13 protein-coding genes, 1 tRNA gene and 1 pseudogene are annotated in these 18,793 nt (G+C 33.7%); 11 read left to right on the top strand and 4 right to left on the bottom strand.

Annotated elements, in window-relative coordinates:
* Positions 1–53: 53 nt before the first annotated feature.
* The 7 genes and pseudogenes from ACN4EE_RS13065 to ACN4EE_RS13035 all read left to right on the top strand — a co-directional run bounded on the left by ACN4EE_RS13065 (position 54) and on the right by ACN4EE_RS13035 (position 8,622).
* Positions 54–1,145: a glycosyltransferase family protein gene (locus tag ACN4EE_RS13065; RefSeq protein WP_431706893.1), complete on the top strand. Its 1,092-nt coding sequence runs from the start codon at positions 54–56 to the stop codon at positions 1,143–1,145.
* A gap of 189 nt (positions 1,146–1,334) precedes the next feature.
* Positions 1,335–1,407, top strand: a tRNA-Glu gene (locus ACN4EE_RS13060).
* Positions 1,408–1,745: 338 nt separating this feature from the next.
* On the top strand, positions 1,746–4,187 hold the full coding sequence (locus tag ACN4EE_RS13055; protein WP_431706892.1) for a GTPase: 2,442 nt from the start codon (positions 1,746–1,748) through the stop codon (positions 4,185–4,187).
* 158 nt (positions 4,188–4,345) lie between these two features.
* Positions 4,346–5,908 (top strand): GTPase, encoded by a 1,563-nt coding sequence (locus ACN4EE_RS13050; protein ID WP_431706891.1) that lies wholly within the window; start codon positions 4,346–4,348, stop codon positions 5,906–5,908.
* A gap of 133 nt (positions 5,909–6,041) precedes the next feature.
* A pseudogene (locus ACN4EE_RS13045) lies at positions 6,042–6,311 on the top strand (nucleotidyltransferase domain-containing protein); the annotation flags it as partial.
* 144 nt (positions 6,312–6,455) lie between these two features.
* On the top strand, positions 6,456–7,649 hold the full coding sequence (locus ACN4EE_RS13040; RefSeq protein WP_431706890.1) for a Coenzyme F420 hydrogenase/dehydrogenase, beta subunit C-terminal domain: 1,194 nt from the start codon (positions 6,456–6,458) through the stop codon (positions 7,647–7,649).
* A 25-nt stretch (positions 7,650–7,674) separates the two neighbouring features.
* A complete protein-coding gene (locus ACN4EE_RS13035) occupies positions 7,675–8,622 on the top strand; it encodes a DUF4351 domain-containing protein (protein ID WP_431706889.1) in 948 nt (315 codons plus the stop codon).
* A gap of 286 nt (positions 8,623–8,908) precedes the next feature.
* On the opposite strand, the gene ACN4EE_RS13030 is transcribed toward ACN4EE_RS13035, so the two are convergent.
* A complete protein-coding gene (locus ACN4EE_RS13030; RefSeq protein ID WP_431706888.1) occupies positions 8,909–9,715 on the bottom strand; it encodes a hypothetical protein in 807 nt (268 codons plus the stop codon).
* A gap of 267 nt (positions 9,716–9,982) precedes the next feature.
* Between ACN4EE_RS13030 and ACN4EE_RS13025 the strand changes: the two genes are divergently transcribed.
* The gene (locus ACN4EE_RS13025; RefSeq protein WP_431706887.1) at positions 9,983–11,509 is read left to right on the top strand and encodes a serine/threonine-protein kinase; all 1,527 of its coding nucleotides are present in this window, start codon (positions 9,983–9,985) and stop codon (positions 11,507–11,509) included.
* A 92-nt stretch (positions 11,510–11,601) separates the two neighbouring features.
* Entirely contained in the window at positions 11,602–13,134 is a 1,533-nt protein-coding gene (locus ACN4EE_RS13020) for a serine/threonine-protein kinase (protein WP_431706885.1), read from the top strand.
* A gap of 29 nt (positions 13,135–13,163) precedes the next feature.
* Here the strand turns inward: ACN4EE_RS13020 and ACN4EE_RS13015 are convergent, their stop codons facing one another.
* Both ACN4EE_RS13015 and ACN4EE_RS13010 read right to left on the bottom strand, forming a co-directional pair.
* Positions 13,164–14,810, bottom strand: coding sequence for an MBL fold metallo-hydrolase (locus tag ACN4EE_RS13015; protein ID WP_431706884.1), 1,647 nt, complete (start codon positions 14,808–14,810; stop codon positions 13,164–13,166).
* An 11-nt stretch (positions 14,811–14,821) separates the two neighbouring features.
* Complete coding sequence (locus tag ACN4EE_RS13010) at positions 14,822–14,962, bottom strand: hypothetical protein (protein ID WP_431706911.1); 141 nt, start codon at positions 14,960–14,962, stop codon at positions 14,822–14,824.
* A gap of 149 nt (positions 14,963–15,111) precedes the next feature.
* Here ACN4EE_RS13010 and ACN4EE_RS13005 point away from each other — a divergent pair, with 149 nt between their 5' ends.
* Both ACN4EE_RS13005 and ACN4EE_RS13000 read left to right on the top strand, forming a co-directional pair.
* Positions 15,112–17,448 carry a transglutaminase TgpA family protein gene (locus ACN4EE_RS13005; protein WP_431706883.1) on the top strand — a complete coding sequence of 779 codons (2,337 nt, stop codon included), beginning with the start codon at positions 15,112–15,114 and terminating at the stop codon, positions 17,446–17,448.
* Between the two features lie 362 nt (positions 17,449–17,810).
* Positions 17,811–18,032: a hypothetical protein gene (locus ACN4EE_RS13000; RefSeq protein WP_431706882.1), complete on the top strand. Its 222-nt coding sequence runs from the start codon at positions 17,811–17,813 to the stop codon at positions 18,030–18,032.
* A gap of 44 nt (positions 18,033–18,076) precedes the next feature.
* Here ACN4EE_RS13000 and ACN4EE_RS12995 read toward each other — a convergent pair whose 3' ends face one another.
* Positions 18,077–18,502: a single-stranded DNA-binding protein gene (locus ACN4EE_RS12995; RefSeq protein WP_431706881.1), complete on the bottom strand. Its 426-nt coding sequence runs from the start codon at positions 18,500–18,502 to the stop codon at positions 18,077–18,079.
* Positions 18,503–18,793: the final 291 nt, after the last annotated feature.

The following is an 18,793-nucleotide window of genomic DNA, read 5'->3' as shown; positions in this document are numbered from 1 at the left end:
ATACCTACCTCCATCAAAAGACTTATTCAGCAACCCTATTTAATAATTATCTCATGGCTAGACCTGTTTTATATCTCGCTATCACCAATCATGGCTTTGGACACGCAGTGCGCATGGCTACTGTTGCCTCACAAATACAAAAGTTAAATCCAGACATCTTATTAGTATTAGTCACAACTGCCCCTCGATGGTTGTTAGAGTCTTATATTGAGGGTGATTTTATTTACCGTTATCGTGCCTTTGATGTGGGAGTAATTCAAAAAGATAGTTTGACGATGGATTTGGAGGCTACTAAGGCAAAAATGAAAGAGTATCGTCTTCGGGAAAATGAAATAATCGCTGGAGAGGTGGAATTTATCAACATCAATAAAGTTAGCTTGATTTTAGCTGATATTCCTGCCATGACTGCAACTATTGCCGAAAAAGCGGGGATTCCCTGTTGGATGATGAGTAACTTTGGTTGGGATTTCATTTATCGTGCTTGGGGAGGAGAGTTTAATGATATTGCTGATTGGTTGAGTAGTCATTATCAAAAATGTCAACGTTTGTTTCGTTTACCTTTAGCCGAAGAAATGTCTGCCTTTCCAGTGAAAGAAGATGCAGGTTTAACGGGAGGCACTCCTCATTATACAGAATCTCAGTTGCGAGAAAAATATAACCTTACCACTGACAAGGAAAAAATTGTGTTGTTAACCTTTGGCGGTTTAGGTATCGATGCTATTCCCTACGAAAATTTAAGCCGTTTTCCTGATTGGCAATTTATTACTTTTGCTGATAATGCCCCTGATTTGCCTAATTTGCTCAAAATTCATGGTAAGCTCGATCGACCTGTGGACTTTATGCCCCTATGTGGTAGAGTGATGTCTAAACCCGGATTTAGTACCTTTGCCGAGAGTATGCGGTTAGATATTCCCGTTATTAGCCTGACTAGAGAAGGTTTTGCGGAAGCTGAAATTTTATTGCAAGGTTTGAAAAATCATAGCTATCATCAAATAGTCAATTATCAAGAGTTTTTTGAGGGTAACTGGAATTTCTTGATAGACGAATTATCGCCTCCCCATAGCAATATCAAGATAGCCAAAAATGGCACTGAAACGATTGCGCAGGAAATAGTAGATTTTTTTAAGACAGGTACTAAGGGATGAAGCTAAAGAAGAAGCAAAAGACGTTCTTAAAATATTTCAATTGTAATCTTGCTAATTGCAATGCTTTTGTTACTCTAAATGTGCTAATAGAGCAAAAAAATTTTTGAAAAATAATTGCTATTTTCTTGACATCAGCAAAAATATTCGTTATATTAATAAATGTGCATTAAACAAAAGCACAAAGTCCAAGCCCCCATCGTCTAGAGGCCTAGGACACCTCCCTTTCACGGAGGCGACAGGGATTCGAATTCCCTTGGGGGTATTAAAAAAAAGAAAATAAATAGAGTCTGCAAAGGCTCTTTTTTTTGTCAAAAAATAACTCGATCGAACAATATCTCAGTATATAAATTATTTAATTAACTCTACACCATCCCTACTGTCGATCGAATCTAAAGATACCTTAACTTATTGTGGGCAATATTTGGATAATTTACAAATATAAGAGATTAAATACAATATAAAACGTTAAAAAAATCTTAATTTTTCCATTAATTTTGCATAAATTCCAAAAGTTCGACTGATAATTATATAGAGAAGAAATATATTTACATTTCAGGTCGATCGAACTAAGTATTTGTGCTTATCAATGGAGTTTTAAATATGCTAGACAATATCGATTTATCCCAAACCTTCAATATCGCCATTATGGGAAGGGCTAACACAGGCAAAAGTTCGTTAATGAATACCTTGTTACAATTAAGTCGCAGAGAAGCCTTACAAGTCAGTAAAGTAGGAATACAAACTCACTTAACAAAAGATTTTGTCATTCAAAGATTTTTTAATGATGATGTTTATTTAATTGATACTCCTCCTATTCATGATCAATATTTTGAAAATCACAAAATTACAAATATAATCAATAATATAGACTTAGTAATTCTGGTTGTTGACGGTTATCCAGTGTATGGACACAAATATATTTTACAAAAACTCAGTATATATGACTCCAGTGTATTTGTTGTTTTAAATGGTATGGATAAATGGGATAACTGCTTTTCTGATTGGGTAAATTATACAGTTTCTCAATGGGCTAATTATCTCAATGTTGATAAAATTTATCCAACCTGTATAAGAGGTTATAATCCAACAGAAAATACTCAAAAAATGGATATTAGAGGAGTTGATTTATTACGTCAAGATATTAACAATTTTATTAATGCAAAAAATAGAGAAAAACAAACAAATATTTTAGAGCAATTACCTGTAAAAGTTGAGATAAATAATAAAACGCAAGAAATATTAACATCAAAATCTACTAAAAAGGCAGTTTCTACTTTAGATATTGAATCTGTTTTAAAATCCTATCAACAAACGGCGATCGAATCCTATAATATTAACTTAAAATATAGTCAAGATTTAACCATAACTTTAGCTAGTTTTAGGAATAATATCAGTCAAAAGAATTACAGTAAATCTAAAAATCAAGACAAAGAAATTAAAAACGTATTTAATGGTATAATTCAACTGATAGACAATATTTTAACCCAAGATTTACAACAATTAAATGAATCTTTAGCTATTAAGAAAAAACATATTAAAGATTATACTATAGTCTTATTTGGACGCACAAGGGCAGGAAAAAGCACTATTCGAGAAGCCTTAACTAAGGGTGATGGTAGCACGATCGGCAAAGGAGGGCAACGCACCACCAGATATGTCCACGAGTATCGATGGAATCATCTACGATTGATTGATACCCCCGGTATTGATGCCTATGAAGGGGAAGAAGACACCGATAAGGCGATTAAAAAAGTCGATGAAGCAGATATGGTATTATTCCTCAGTAGCGATGACTCTGTACAACCGTCAGAATTTGAACAAATGGGGAGGTTAAGTTACATTGAAAAACCTTTTATTGTCTTGTTAAATGTGAAAGGAAAACTAGAAAATGAAACCCAGATAAAAAGATTTTTAGCTAAACCTGAAAAAACTTTTGATGAAGAAAGATTATCAGGACATCATAACCATATTAAGACTTATGTAAAACAACATTTAGCTATTGAAGAAGTGCAAATTATTGATATTCATGCAAGGGCAGGATTTTTGAGTAATCAATTAGAATATCAAGAATATAAAACAGAATTATGGCAATTAAGTCAACTAGATAAAGTTTATTCTATCATTGCCGAAGATATTTATAAAAATGGTAATGAAAGACGAGCTTCTACTTTTTTTGACGGCACAAAAGTTTTAATTAACGACATAAAAAAACAACTCGATTTTATTGAGAAAAATATAGGTGATAAAATTAGTTTTTTTCAAACTAAAGAAAAAGAAGTTAAACAAATATTTACTCAACAAATAAAGGATAGTAAAAGCAATATTGACAATGAAGTTAAACAATTATTTAGACAATTTAAACAAGAAATTCCAGCTTTTATCGAATATTCTATAGAAAATCAAAATGCGGAGCAACAATGGAAACAAAAAACAAAAAATTTTAGTGATAAATTAGGAGAATCCATGAAGATACTTTGTGAAAAAAATATTAAAGAGTTAAAAGCAAAACTCTTAGAATTTGAAAGAGAGTATAAATATGACGCTCAAAGTATAACCATTAACTATAAATTAGAAAATATTTATAAAGCAGGATTTGGAGATTTTGTTAAAAATTTAAGTGTATTATTTAGTGGTATGACTCTTATTTTTGTTGCAATTAACTGGTGGAATCCAGTAGGTTGGGTTGCTATGGCTGGATGGGTTGCAACGGGATTCGGTGTAGTTACAGGGTTATTTTCAGGAGGTTTAAAACATCAAGAGAAAAAAGAATTTCAGCAGAAAAAAGATAAGTTAAAAAATGACTTAATTAAAGATATTGATACACAACAAACAAAAATTATTGGCAATATTCACCAAAAAATTGAAGGGCAATTTAAAGATATTGAAAAAGAAATTTTATCTTCTCTTTCCTTATCTCGTCAAGAATTATACTCTATCAATAATGAACTTTTAACCATTAAAGTTCGTATCAAAGATATTCTCGATCGATTAGATATAGACAAATCTTTAATCTTACAACAATCAGCTAAAAAAAATATCTAACCGTTAATTGTTCTCAAAATATCTCAATCCTCTAACTAAAAAATCAAAAGGAAAAATCAATGCTTAACTTATCATTTACAAATCAATCTAATGCTATAAAAGAGATAGTTTTATCCTCCATAAATATTTTAAATTCATGCACTGAACCGCAAATAAAGATGTTGCTTGATGATTTTAATAATTTTTGGTTAGAACATCAAAAACAACCGAAATTAACTATTTCTTTTATTGGACAATATAACGCTGGAAAATCAACTTTAATTAAATCATTAACTGGAAATTCTGCTATTCTCATTAGCCCTGAAATTTGCACCGATAAAGTAACAGAATATAGTTGGAATGAGGTTTTATTAATTGATACCCCCGGTATTTATGCCGATCGAAAAGATCATGATGCCATTACTTTAAAGAAAATTTCTGAGTCAGATTTATTAGTATTTGTTGTGCCAAATGAGCTTTTTAACCCTCAAGGAGGAACATTTTTTAAACAAGTAGCACAAGGCATGAAAAGACGAGGACAAATGATGTTAGTTATTAATAAAATGAGTCGTGAAACAGGGGAAATAAAAGAACTTTTAAAAACTATTTCTACAGTAGTTGAGCCTGATCATTATCAAGATTTTTATACTTGTTTTATTGATGCTAATTCTTATTTACAAGCTCGTTACGAAAAAGATAAAGAAGAAAAAGAATACTTAATAGAAGAATCTAATTTTAATGATTTTTTAAACTCTTTACAAATACTAATCGATAACAATAAACTCACCGCAAAACTAATTACTCCCTTACATAAATTAGTGGATTTATTAGAACAAAGTCATAATTTATTAGTCACCAATGATGAATCTATTGCTGATTTATTAGAGTTATTAAGAAGGAAAAAAATTATTATAGAAGCGTCTCAAATTAGAGCTAAAAATATTTATAACTCTGCATTAAATGAGCTTGAACATGAAATAATAATGATTGGTGATAAAGTAGCGGATAAAATAGATGGATGTCACAGTGAAGATGAAATTAACCATGAAAGCACTAATGCAGAAAAACAAATTACTTCATTAATAGAAACAAGAATTACAGAGATAAATAATGCTCTTAAATCTGAGTTAGATAATTTAGAAAATGAGTTACAACAACTAGGAGAATCTCCTTTAGGGCAAAAAGTAGAAGTTGAATTTAGAGAAAAGAAAAAAAGCCAAGATTATAATTTTAATCAGTCAAATAGTAATTATAATTATGGTAAATACGCTTCTCAAGCTCTCAGTATTATGAGTGATTTTGCATCTAAAGCTACAAGGGATGTTGTCTTTAATGTGGGTAAAAATTTAGGGGTAAAATTTAAACCTTGGGGTGCTTTTAAAATGGCTAAAAATATTCGAGGATTCGCTCCTCTTTTGGCAGGATTAGGCTTTGCTGTGGATATATTTATGAATGAAAAAGAAAAGGATGATGAGAGAAAATATGAACAAGAATTCAAGAAAGCTAGAAACAAATGTCGTGAAAATTATTATAATTTAGCTCAAGAAATCAAAAATGATTATCAGGTTAGTATCGCTGAATCAATTAAATATTATGAGGAGGAATTATGGAATATTAATTTAACTAGAAATGAATTGCAAAACAACAACACTAACCAACAAGAAAACGCTAAAGAAATCGAGATTCAATTATTAAAAGTTAAGCAAAAAATTACTGAACTAACTAAAGAAAAAATTATTTAATAAATTGGATTTCTACCGTCGATCGAATCTACAGCGTTTCTTCCTTGAACTTAGTACAAAAAATGAAATCTTTATGAGTAAATTTCGATGAAACATTAGTTCGATCGAGCAAATTTAACAATTTTTTTTAAAGTATTCAAGCATAAACAAAATTATATTTTATGGCTTTCGTGCTAAAATAAATTATAGACAAGGATCAGATATTAATTTAACCTTAATGGTAGAAAATATTAAGCATCATCAACTATGGCAAATAGAAACAGAAATTGATGATTTATTATTACCTTACATGGTGGACTTATCTATTTTTAATGATATTGATAATCTTCATTTGATTGACCATATTAACCGAATAGAGATTACTTTTTATGAACAAAACAAGAAAAAAGTTGTCAGTCAATAAGGTAAAATCAACAAATATAACAAAATCTGGACTTATTCATTTGTACCAAAAATGAGGTTAGAAGATTATTTCATACCTCGCAATGACACCATCTCAATATTCTTATCATTGAATCACCCAAAAGAACTATATAAAAAACATAATATGACTGCAATTACTTCTCATCAAAAAGCCAAAGCCTTAAAACCGGGTAGTCGTCGCCCTGCAAAAGATTTATGTAGTGAATGCGGACTATGCGATACTTATTATATTCACTATGTCAAGGAAGCCTGTGCCTTTATTAATCAACAAATTGCCGAATTAGAAGCCGATGCTCATGGGCGTAGTCGAGATTTAAGCAATGAGTATGACGTTTATTTTGGTGTACATCAAGAGATGATGTCGGCTAAGAAAAAACAACCCATCGAGGGCGCTCAATGGACTGGTATTGTCAGTTCGATCGCCTGTGAAATGTTAACTCAGGGGCTTGTAGAAGGAGTTGTGTGCGTTCAAAGTGACGAAAACGATCGATTTCAACCTAAACCCATTATTGCCACCACTACAGAGGAAATTTTAGGGGCAAGAGTCAATAAACCCACTTTATCTCCTAATCTATCGATTTTAGAGCAAGTGGAACGATCGAACATGAAACGCCTTTTAGTTATCGGGGTTGGTTGTCAAATTCAAGCATTACGAGCGGTAGAAAAGCAATTAGGATTAGAAAAACTCTATGTTTTAGGCACACCTTGCGTGGATAACGTTACTAGGGCGGGATTACAAAAATTTTTAGAAACCACAAGCAAATCCCCTGATACGGTGGTGGCTTACGAATTTATGCAGGATTTTCGAGTCCATTTCAAACACGAAGACGGTAGCATCGAAAAAGTGCCTTTCTTTGGCTTAAAAACCAACAAGTTGAAAGACGTTTTTGCTCCCTCCTGCATGACTTGTTTTGATTATGTCAACTCCCTTGCGGATTTAGTCGTAGGTTATATGGGTGCTCCCTTTGGTTGGCAATGGATTGTAGTTCGTAACGACACGGGCAAAGAGATGTTAAATTTAGTCGAAGATCAACTTAACACACAACCTGTAATGTCTAAGGGCGATCGAAAACAAGCCGTACAAAACAGTATTCCAGCTTACGATAAAGGGGTAACATTGCCCATGTGGGCGGCGCAATTAATGGGAGTTGTCATTGAAAAAATTGGTCCTCAAGGGTTAGAATACGCTAAATTTTCGATCGATTCTCACTTCACTCGCAATTATCTCTATGTTAAGCGCAACTACCCCGAAAAACTAGACAATCATGTCCCAGATTACGCTAAAAAGATAGTCTCACAATACAAACTACCTGAGTGAAGTACCCACACCTATCATCAAATTTATGACAGGAATAAACGCTAATTATGATGAGCCTTGGAAAGAAGCAATTGGGGAGTATTTCGATCGATTTCTCGACTTCTTTTTTCCAGAAGTATATCATCTCATTGACTGGTTAAAACCGATCAAGTCTTTAGATAAAGAATTGCAAAAAATCACCGCCGATTCCGATGATAATAAAAGATTGGTGGATAAACTCTTTGAAGTATGCTTAAAAGATAATCGAGAAGTGTGGATTTTAGTTCACATCGAAGTACAAAGTCAGTATGATACGGACTTCAACCAAAGAATGTTTATTTACCACTATCGTAGCTTTGACTTATATCGAAAACCCGTGATTAGCCTTGCTATACTAGGAGACGAAAAAGAAAAATGGCGACCATCCAATTATGGTTATGATTTAGGAGGGTGTAAATTAAACCTAGATTTTCCTGCGATAAAACTATTAGATTATCAAGAAAAATGGGAAGAATTAGAGAGAAATTTAAACCCCTTTGCGGTGATGGTAATGGCACATTTAAAAACCAAAGCCACCATCAGTAATTTAACTGAAAGAGAGCAATGGAAATGGTATTTAATCAGGAGTTTATACGATAAAAAATACAGTAAATTAGACATAGTAAAACTGTTTAAATTTATCGACAGCATGATGACTTTACCATTATTATTACAACAAAGTTTAAACCAAAAAGTTATTAAATACGAGGAGGAGAAAATTATGCCCTTAGTAAGTCCTTTTGAAAGAATGGCGAAAGAAGAAGGTATAAAAGAAAGGATCGATCGAGATAAGGAACTAATTATTCGTCAATTAACTAAGAAATTAGGAACAATTAATACGGATTTACAAACACAAGTAAAAGCTCTTAATATTGATAATTTAGAAACCTTAGCAGAGGATTTATTTGATATGGATTCGATCGAAGATTTACAAAAATGGTTGAGTAATTATTAATTTTTTAGGCTCTTCTACAGTAGTTATGATATTTTAGTATTAAATAATCGTTAAAAGCGTTGATATATAATAGGTTTATAATTTTAAAAATGCAAATATTATAAATTTACAGTTTTAATTTAACCTAACACCTACTACCTAATACCTGACACCTTTTTTTAGACATAATTTATCATACTCAAAATAGAAGAGGCATTTTTTATTATTAAATAATTCCTATTCCCTTTCATAACCTAAATATCCAATTGATTGCCTACCTACCTATAACCTAACACCTATACTTTATTTATGATTGAGGAATAAACAACTTCGTTGCTTCTATATACTTCCAAGGCGTTCCATCAGGATCACGACTTTGACTCCACAAGGCAAAATCCGCCTCAGATTTTCGTTTTGCCACAGTGCTAGGGCTTACTTCTAAACGTTTAGCTAATTCACTTTGATTTAAAGCATTGGCATTGCTTTCGATCGAGCCACTATCGGATTCTTCCACTTCATCAGGTGGAGGAGAATTGTCAATAGAAATAGAAACATTAGATGGAGAAGGAATTACTGTCGTTGAGGAAGATTCAGCCACTACAGGGGTAACGATTTCCTGATTAATTTGCGGACTTTGAGATTCGGATTCAATAACTTGGGTTGTCTCAGTATTGGAAAATGAAGCGGTTATACTAGGTGCTATATCAGTATCATCATCAGGCTCACTATCATCAAGGATACTGCCTAAAGCGTTAGCCGTCAAGAAGTAATAGACGATTCCTTTGTCTTCATACAATCTTTTGACTGCGCCATATTCTTCAGTTTTTTGATCTAAATACCAACGGGCAGTTTTTGCACTCAGGTTGGTTTTGGCGGTAACATCCATTACCGTTAAACAACCTTGATTAACTTGTATTAATTGATTAAAAAAAGGATCTATTTGTTCAGATAGTTGTCTCAAACGGTATTTTTCCCAAAATTTGAACCCTAATGCAAAGACAAGAATCCCCACAATCACAGGCCAAAAGGTAAACACTACCATTATGATTAACGCTAGGGGCAGTATCACTAAAAGGACACTGTTAGCACCACTATCTATTACTTTTCCAGTCATAGTTTTCAGTGGTTATAGTACATAATTCTTGGTTTTTGTACCAAGTATAAAGATTATACATGAAGAATGTCGAATCAAAAATGAAACATAAGAGAAGCAACGAAAAATTATGATCTGTTTTGCCTCTTTTAAGATATTAGTGCAAGATTCTGAGTTAAGTTCGATCGAAAAAAACAATTTTTATTCTTACCATTGGAAAATTACGATAAACTATTATTACGTCTTGAGATGAATAATAAAATTAACTCATGGTCGAAAGGAGTGTGAATGAGCGTTATTTATTGCCTCAACCCTAACTGTGAAAACCCCCAAAATGATACCAAAACCAAAAAATGTCGAAGTTGTCAGTCTGATCTGATCCTTCATAAGCGTTATGTCGCTATCAAAAAAATTGGTAGGGGAGGATTTGGTACAACCTATCTAGCAGTAGATATGGCACAAAAAAATCAATATTGTGTAGTAAAGCAGTTAGAGCTTGGGAGTACAAGCCCAGAAGCTCAACGCACGGCTTTGGATCTTTTTGCGAGAGAAGCGAAAACCCTTGCAAAACTCGATCATGACCAAATACCGAAATTACTAGACTATTTTGAGGAAAGAGAGCAATTTTACCTCATTCAAGACTTTGTGCTAGGTAAAGACTTAGAAAAAGAAATCAAAAAAGGCGGAATTTATCAAGAAAGCTCCGCCAAACAGTTTCTGCGTCAAATGTTGCCCGTGCTAAAATATGTTCACTCTCAAAAAGTCATCCATCGAGACATCAAACCGGGTAATATTCTCAGAGCAAAACAAACTAATAAATTATTTTTAATCGATTTTGGAGCGGTAAAAGAACAAGCTAACACTCAATTAATGAGTCAAAATCCCCAAAGTGCTTTTACCAAAATTTCTGTCGGTACTATGGGATTCGCCCCTCCTGAACAATTGGCAATGCGTCCAGTCTATGCCAGTGATATTTATGCTTTGGGTGCTACCTGCATATATTTATTGACGGGAAAAGCCCCTAAAGATTTATGTGATAATACCACAGGAGAATTAGCTTGGGAAAAATATACTAACGTTAGTAATAATTTTGCCAAAGTTTTAAATAAAATGCTAGAGTTAGACGTTCGTAAACGTTTTGCCTCCGCCGATGACGTTATTACGGCGTTAGATTTAGTTCCCTATGAACAAGAATTAGCAGGAAGTATGGTCAATTTAAGCACCGCTAAAGATACCACCGCCGAGGAAGAAGATGACATTACGATCGCAAGTTCCACCTCCCAAAACCTTGCAGATGCCATTAGAAAAAGAAAAGAAAAATTAAGTGGCAATCCTACCACTCCCAAAGTTGTACCTAGTGTACTGCCTCCCACTCAACCAAAAGTACAACTAACCCCAGAATTAATCATTCAAGATTATCGTCAAGGACACCGCAACTTCAGTCAACAAACCTTAAGTGAATTAGATTTACAAGGATTAAAATTAGCAGGAGCGAGTTTTTCCCAAAGTAAACTAATCGGTGTCAATTTACAAAAAGCAAATCTTTATCGCACTAATTTTTATAACGCTAATTTAGCTCAAGCGAATCTGTCTCAAGCCAATTTACAACGAGCAGAATTATACCGAGCGAATCTCAAAAATGCTGACTTACAAGGAGCAGATTTAGCAGGGGCAAATCTTACCAGTGCCATTTTAAAAGATGCTAATTTAGGAGGGGCAAACTTAAAAGGTGCAAAAGTTGATGAAGAGCAATTAAAAAGTGCTAAAACTAATTGGCGTACCATTCTCCCTGACGGAAAAAGAAAATGGTGGTAATAATCTATTTACTTTTTATGTGTAGTTTTTTATTCTCAAGGGAAAGCTATTTTTAATTACCTATTTCCGATGTCCTATTTACTGATTAAGTCATGATTATTAGCTATTGTGTAAATCCTGATTGTAGTGAGCCAAAAAATCACCCTAAACTAAAAAAATGTAATAGTTGTGGCTCTAATTTAATTTTGAATAAACGTTATCGAGCCATCAAAATGTTAGGAAAAGGAGGTTTTGGTGCTACTTTTGTCGGAGTGGATTTAACGGTAGTCGGCGATCCTTTATGTGTAATTAAACAGTTACGTCCTATGGCGGATGATGCTCAGGGTTTGAATACCGCTATTAGTTTATTTGAAAGAGAAGCGAAAACTTTGGGCAAAATTGATCACCCTCAAATTCCTAAATTACTGGACTATTTTGCTGATAACGATCGATTTTACCTGATACAAGAATTAGTCAATGGGCAAAATTTACAAAGAGAAGTAAAAACCCAAGGAGTATATGGAGAATTAGCAGTAAGAAGATTTTTAGAAGATATTACCCCGATTCTTAAATATCTCCACTCAGAAAGAGTAATTCATAGAGACATTAAACCAGCCAATATTTTAAGGCGCAAAAAAGACGAAAAATTAGTCTTAATTGATTTTGGAGCAGTCAAAGATCAAGTTAACACTCAATTAGCCAAAACTATGGGGCAAACCGCTCTAACGAAATTTTCTGTAGGTACAATGGGTTATGCACCCCCTGAGCAATTAGCGATGCGCCCTATTTATTCCAGTGATATTTTTGCCTTAGGAGGCACTTGTGTTTATTTAATCACGGGTAAATCTCCTAAAAATTTTAACATCGATCCCGATACAGGAAAATTACTTTGGCACGAAAACGTTAATATTAGCGGGGCATTAACTAAAGTCATTGATAAAATGTTGGCACAAGATACAAAAGAGCGTTTTAAAACCGTTGATGAGTTAATGGAGGCATTAAAAGTACCATCCTTTGCTCAAAGTTTAAGCCAAAATGTCAGTAAAAAACCATCACCTCAACCCCAAGTCAAGCATAGCCATGATAGTGAAGATATAACGGCTACCGCAACCAATAGTCAATTAAGTAATACTCTTTCGGCGACAGAAAGACTGGAAAAAGCAATTCAAAAAAGACGCACCAGTAAAGAAAATAAGGCAACTGCCATCAAATGGACTCAAGACACATTTTTAACGGCGGTGAATAATGGCAAAAAAGATTTTAGTGATCAAAATTTACAGGGATTAAATTTGGAGGAAGGAAAGTTAAATAAATGTATTTTTAGGTATTGTCAATTACAAGGAGTAATATTTAGTGAAGCTAACTTATCTCAAGCTAATTTTTATGGTGCAGATTTGAGTAATGCTAATTTAAGTAATGCCAATTTATCTCAGGCTTATTTTTCTAAAACTAATTTGGAAAATGCCGATTTTAAAGGTGCTAATTTAGGTAATGCCGATTTTACCAATGCCAATGTAACTAATACTAATTTCTGTGGTGCAAATCTCAAAAATGCCAAGATTAATCAACAACAATTAAAAACAGCAAAAATTAATTGGAATACCGTTTTTCCTGATGGTAGTCGTCATTGGTGGAAGTTTTTTTAAAAGAAGATTTGATTAAATTGGAATTTCAGCTATACAAAACCTTCAAACAGTGGACAATAACCATCCACAGGTACTTTAAAACCATTAAGAGGGGAGGTATTATTCGTACAATATTGATCTCGATAATAAAGACAATTACCGCAGGATTCGGGTTTTAATTGACGGCGCAATAAGCTATTTTGTTGTAATAATTCCCGTTGCGATAAACCCCTTAAAACTAATTCCTCCCCTTGCCAACGCGCTTCCACTAATCCCGTATCCGCAAAGTTTTGCCAACGCACATCTCTGGTGATCTGTTCTGGTAAAGTAATAGTAACATAAGCTCCCGTTTCGTTTAATTCCCCTTCATAGTTAGTTTGAGGTATTACTTTCGGTTGTACAAATTGCGCCCCAATAGGCAAATCCACCGTTACTCCCACCGCAGGAGAGTGTAACTGATAACGGTTTTGCAATTCTTCTAAACTTGTTAAATCTGCTAAATAATTCCGTGAACCATGAATAAATACAATATGTTGAGGACGTAAATTGTGGATAAGTTGAGTCGTGTTTCTACCGTCACTATGCTCTGCTAACAGATAGTTTTCGATGATAATATGTTTATGATCTATATTTTTAGCAAACTCTTGGAAGATAGAGTGATGATTAATTTTAGATTGACCTGGGATTAAAACTAACCATTTTTCTTTACTTTTACTGCAATAGGCTTCTAAATGGCTTAATTTATCGGTTAAAACGATACTAGGAAAAGTTGCTAAATCGTGGCGTGGGTTTTCTTCCGTGACTCGGCGCATTCTAGGTTTAATTTTGTCATCCCAAAATAAGGGTTGATGTTTAGCAAAATTTTGCACATTGGAGGGAAAATAGTCCATCAATTCTAAGTATAAGTCACAGGCTTGGGGTAAGTCTCCATCCACCCATATATCAAGATTTATACCTGTAAAATCATGGTGCGATCGAAGTAATTTTAACAATTCTTGCCCTAATCCAAAAGTCGGTACAGGTAAAATAACATTAAGCTGATTATTTAAAGCGGTTTTGATTCTTTCCATGAGATGCTTTTCCTGCTGACGGCGATGGGGATGTCTTGCTGTGCCATAACTCCCCTCAACAATCAACACGTCTGGATTTAAACCCCTCAAACTATCCAGAGATAAACCTTCCACCAGTTGCAGATTCGATAAACAAAAATCCCCAGTATAAAAAATTTTATAGGTGCGCCCATTATAAATATACCTAAATAAAAAACAAGCCGCCCCGGGTAAATGTCCCGCAGGATACAATTCTACCGTTAAATCTGATTCTAAACTAATGTTCGATCGCCAAGGCAAAACTTGAGCAATAGGAAAAGAATTAATACTATCTTCTTTTAGCCAATTAAGAGGCAATAACTTTGCTGTGACATCACTGGTGTAAATAGGTAACTTAGGAAACTTTTTACGCAACGCCAAAAGACTACGAGCATGATCTTGATGAGCATGACTACAAAAAACCCAATTAGCAGGGGGTTGATTATTCACCAATAGAGAATTAACATCAGCAACACCACAATCCATTAAAATACGATAGTTACCGATATTAAGTAAAATCGCCACCCCCTCAGCATGATTACCCACACCGAAGGGATAACAGGAAAGAGTTATTTGCGGTATTGAAGGTATTTCTTGCCGCTTAATCATATATCCTTATCTTAATGAGCCGAACCGTTACCGTCATAGTCATCGGTGTCATAATAACCATTTTTAGTGCCGAAAAACAAAGCGCAGACGATAAATAATCCTGTTAGGATTACCATTAACATTTTAACATCCATAGGTGATGATTGCTCCATATTATTAACCGAAATTCTCTATCTATGTTATCTCAATATTTTGTATCAACAATGAATTTTTTGTTTCGATCGAAATTTTACCTCAAAATACTAACTTATCAAAAATCACTGATGTATAATTGATAACTAGAGCAATTTAGTTATTTATCATGGAAAACTCTCCCCAAATCCCTAGTTTTAAAGCCATTATCAAGCAAATAGAATCTTTCCCGATACCAAAAACCGAAGAATCTATCCTCCTGCGCATTTTAGTACAAATGATGGTGATTGTGGGTATTGTTGCCACCGATGTCGCCGCTAGAAGTCAGTTTCCCATGAGTGTTTGGGCTATTCCTTTAAGTATGCTGGGAGGGTTTATTAGTTGGAGACGCAGAAAATTACGCAATATTACCCTCAAATTTGGTTTAGCCATCGCAATGATTGTCACCTTAATTGTATTTTTAGGCAATCTTGTACAAAGTATATTTGATAACCGCTTAGTTTTAGCAGAGTTTCTAGTACAATTACAGGTTTTACATAGCTTTGATTTACCCCGTAGAAAAGATTTAGGTTACTCGATGATTATTGGGGTAATATTAATCGGTGTAGCGGCGACTTTATCTCAAACTTTAGCATTTGCCCCTTGGTTATTGCTATTTTTACTTATAGCCATACCAACTATGGTACTAGACTATCGATCGAGAATGGGGTTAAAAAATTGGGAAGTAGAGTATAAAAACATCCAAAGAGAAAAAAATACCGCTAAAAAGAAACTATGGTGGGAAAACTCCGTTTTATCTCCCAAGAAGTTAACCACTTTTGTTTTAATTATCCTAATGTTGGGGTTATCTTTATTTGCGATTATGCCTCGTTATCCCGGCTACAAATTACAAAGTTTTCCTGTTAGCGCCCCCGATGGTTTACAACAAAACTTTAATCCCACTGAAAAAGACAGAGGCATTGTTAACCCCGGTTACAACAGGGATGGTACTGTTAATAATAACTTAATGGGGGAAGGTAATGGAGACGGTAGCGGTAGCGGTAGTAGTCGAGAAGATTCTTACTATGGTTTTAACACTACTATCAATCAAAATTTACAAGGCAGTAGTATTTTAAGGAAAAAAATTGTTTTGAGAATACGCTCTCAAGCCCCCGGATTTTGGCGAGTTTTGGCTTTTGATCATTATACTGGACAAGGATGGGAAATTTCCAGAGAAGATCAAACTCTTGATATTCAACGTAACCCTTGGAATTATCAATTTAATTTAGATGTGCCTTTTCTTCAAGGCGACACTCACAAAATTATTCAAACTTATACCGTAGTTTCTGATTTACCTAATATTATCCCAGTTCTTAAATATCCTCAATATCTCTATTTTCCCACGCAACAACTTGCTTTAGATACGGAAGGTAGTTTACGATCGCCCACAGGATTAATTGAAGGTTTAACTTACACCACAGTATCACGAGTACCCTATCGCAGTCAAACGGCTTTAACTCAAGCAGGAAATAATTATCCCGACTCTATTATTAAATATCAGTTAGGCATTCCAGAAGCCATAAAAGATAAAGTAAGACAAAAAGCCGAAGAATTATTAGCAAAATCCCCTAATCCATTAGAGTCTAACTACGCAAAAGCCTTATATTTAGCTCAAGCTATCAAGCAAAATTATCAAATTCAAGAAGATTTCCCTTTACTTAATGATGATGATGATTTAACTTTAGCTTTCTTGGAAAATGGAGGCGGTTTTCCTGATCATTTTGCTACAGTTTACACTATGATGTTACGATCGATCGATATTCCTTCTCGTTTTGTGGTAGGTTTTGGTACTGGACAATTTAACCCCTTTACAGGTTATTATGTGGTACATAACACCGATGCCCATGCCTTGACAGAAGTTTATTTTCCTAACTACGGATGGCACTATTTTGATCCTTTACCCGGTCATGAAATTATACCCCCTTCCTTTGAAGATGACAATACCTTCGGAGTTTTAGGGCAATTGTGGAATTGGGTTGCGAGTTGGTTGCCTTCTCCTATTACCGCTTTTATCACTGCGTTATTTAGCAAAATATTTAATACTATTACGGGCTTTTTTAGTGCCAGTTGGTTAACAAGATTATGGCAATTTTTAACGGGAAGTTTTGTCGGTATTTTAATGGGATTTTTAAGCTTAATTATCCTTGCTTTTCTCAGTTGGTTAGGCTGGAATTTTGCTCAAAAATTGTTATATCGTCTCCGATTGGCTAAGTTAAATCCCCTCGAAAAATTATATCGAGAAATGCTCGATTTCTTAGCTGAAAAAGGTTATAAAAAAAGTCCTGCTCAAACTCCCCTTGAATATGCCCATAGTTTACAAGAGTTTGTCTCGGTCGAACAACTAGAAATTATAATGTTAATTACTAATAGTTATGTACAATGGCGTTATGGCAATATTCCTGCGAATTTAGACTATTTACAGTCACAATTTAGGTTATTAAATCGCAGTTTAGTTAAAGTAAATTAATAACATTAAAACTATGTTCATCATTGATTAAATAAAAGAAAGAGAAATCTCATTTGAATCTGTTTTAGTAAATATATAGCAATCTTTAGTTATATTGTAACGAAACAGAGATAATCGATCGACTGTAATACTAACAATGGCATGGGAATCATCTATACTACATTTATGGGGTTGAGCTTATTATATTAATATATAATTAATCTAAGTACTCATGCAAAATAGATTGTTAATTTTAAAATTAATTAAAATAACTTACATTTTTGTTGTCTTTTACCTTTCACAAAGTAAACATACAATTAATTTTGCTTACTCACTTATATCTTATGAAAGTTGTTTGATAGAATTGGAAAAAAGAATTAACTATGAAAAAAATAGAACTAAAAAAACTTAATAATCAAAATCTATTTACAGAAAAAGAAGGATTTTTTGTAGAAAATGAAGGAAAAATTTTAGGAATATATTATCCTATGATTGATCATCATAAGGTTAAACAAGCAAAGGAAAAAATGGACTTAGTTATGAGCAAAATTTTGGAAGAAACAGGTTTAACAGAAGAAGAATATACTAAACTTTTTACGCTCTAGTTGTTAACAGTAAAAATAAGGTGGGCATTGCCCACCCTAGATGATTAAAAGGGGATATTATCTAATTTATTGGGATCAATATCAGATTCTTCTTCGGAGTCAATATCTTCGGGTCCGTCATCAGATGCTTTATAATCCTTTAAGTTTACTACCTTATTTCGATCGTCTCCACCATTTAAAGGGTATATATGAGAAACCGTTAATTCTGCTATTTTCTCCTTATATCCTTGTTTCTCTACTAAATCCATCTTTAAACGTCCTGTTAATACCACCTGATTCCCCTCTACATATTTTTGCTCAATTTCTGTGGCTAACCCCCCCCATGCAATGACTTTTAAGTTACAAGGAGGATTGTTAGGAGATACATTTTCAAACTCTACCATCATTTCGGTAACGGCTAACTGACTTTCCTGAGTATATCTTAATTGAGGACTACGGACTATTTTTGCCATTAATACACAACTATTCATAATTTTGATTTCCTACCTATCATGAGGTAATTAATTATATTCATTTCCATTTTGCCACATTTTTCTCAAAATAGTAGTTTAAAAATACTAATTTCTTCTTTGTTCTTTCTTGTCACACTAAATTTTCTTTGCAATCTCAAGCAATCTTCTAAAATTCTATTTGATTCTTCTGTTTAGCTTAAACGGCGAGAAGCCCCACACTTTGTTTTCGAGTAAAAAAAATAATTAAAACAAGTGTGGGATGAATCGCCAGTGACGTGATAAAATAACTATAGGTTAACCACCTCAACC

Origin of the sequence: Geminocystis sp. CENA526, assembly GCF_050753365.1 — a bacterium.
Taxonomy (GTDB): domain Bacteria; phylum Cyanobacteriota; class Cyanobacteriia; order Cyanobacteriales; family Cyanobacteriaceae; genus Geminocystis.
The sequence above is the reverse complement of the archived record's forward strand: the minus strand, read 5'-3'. Positions and strand labels throughout refer to the sequence as shown.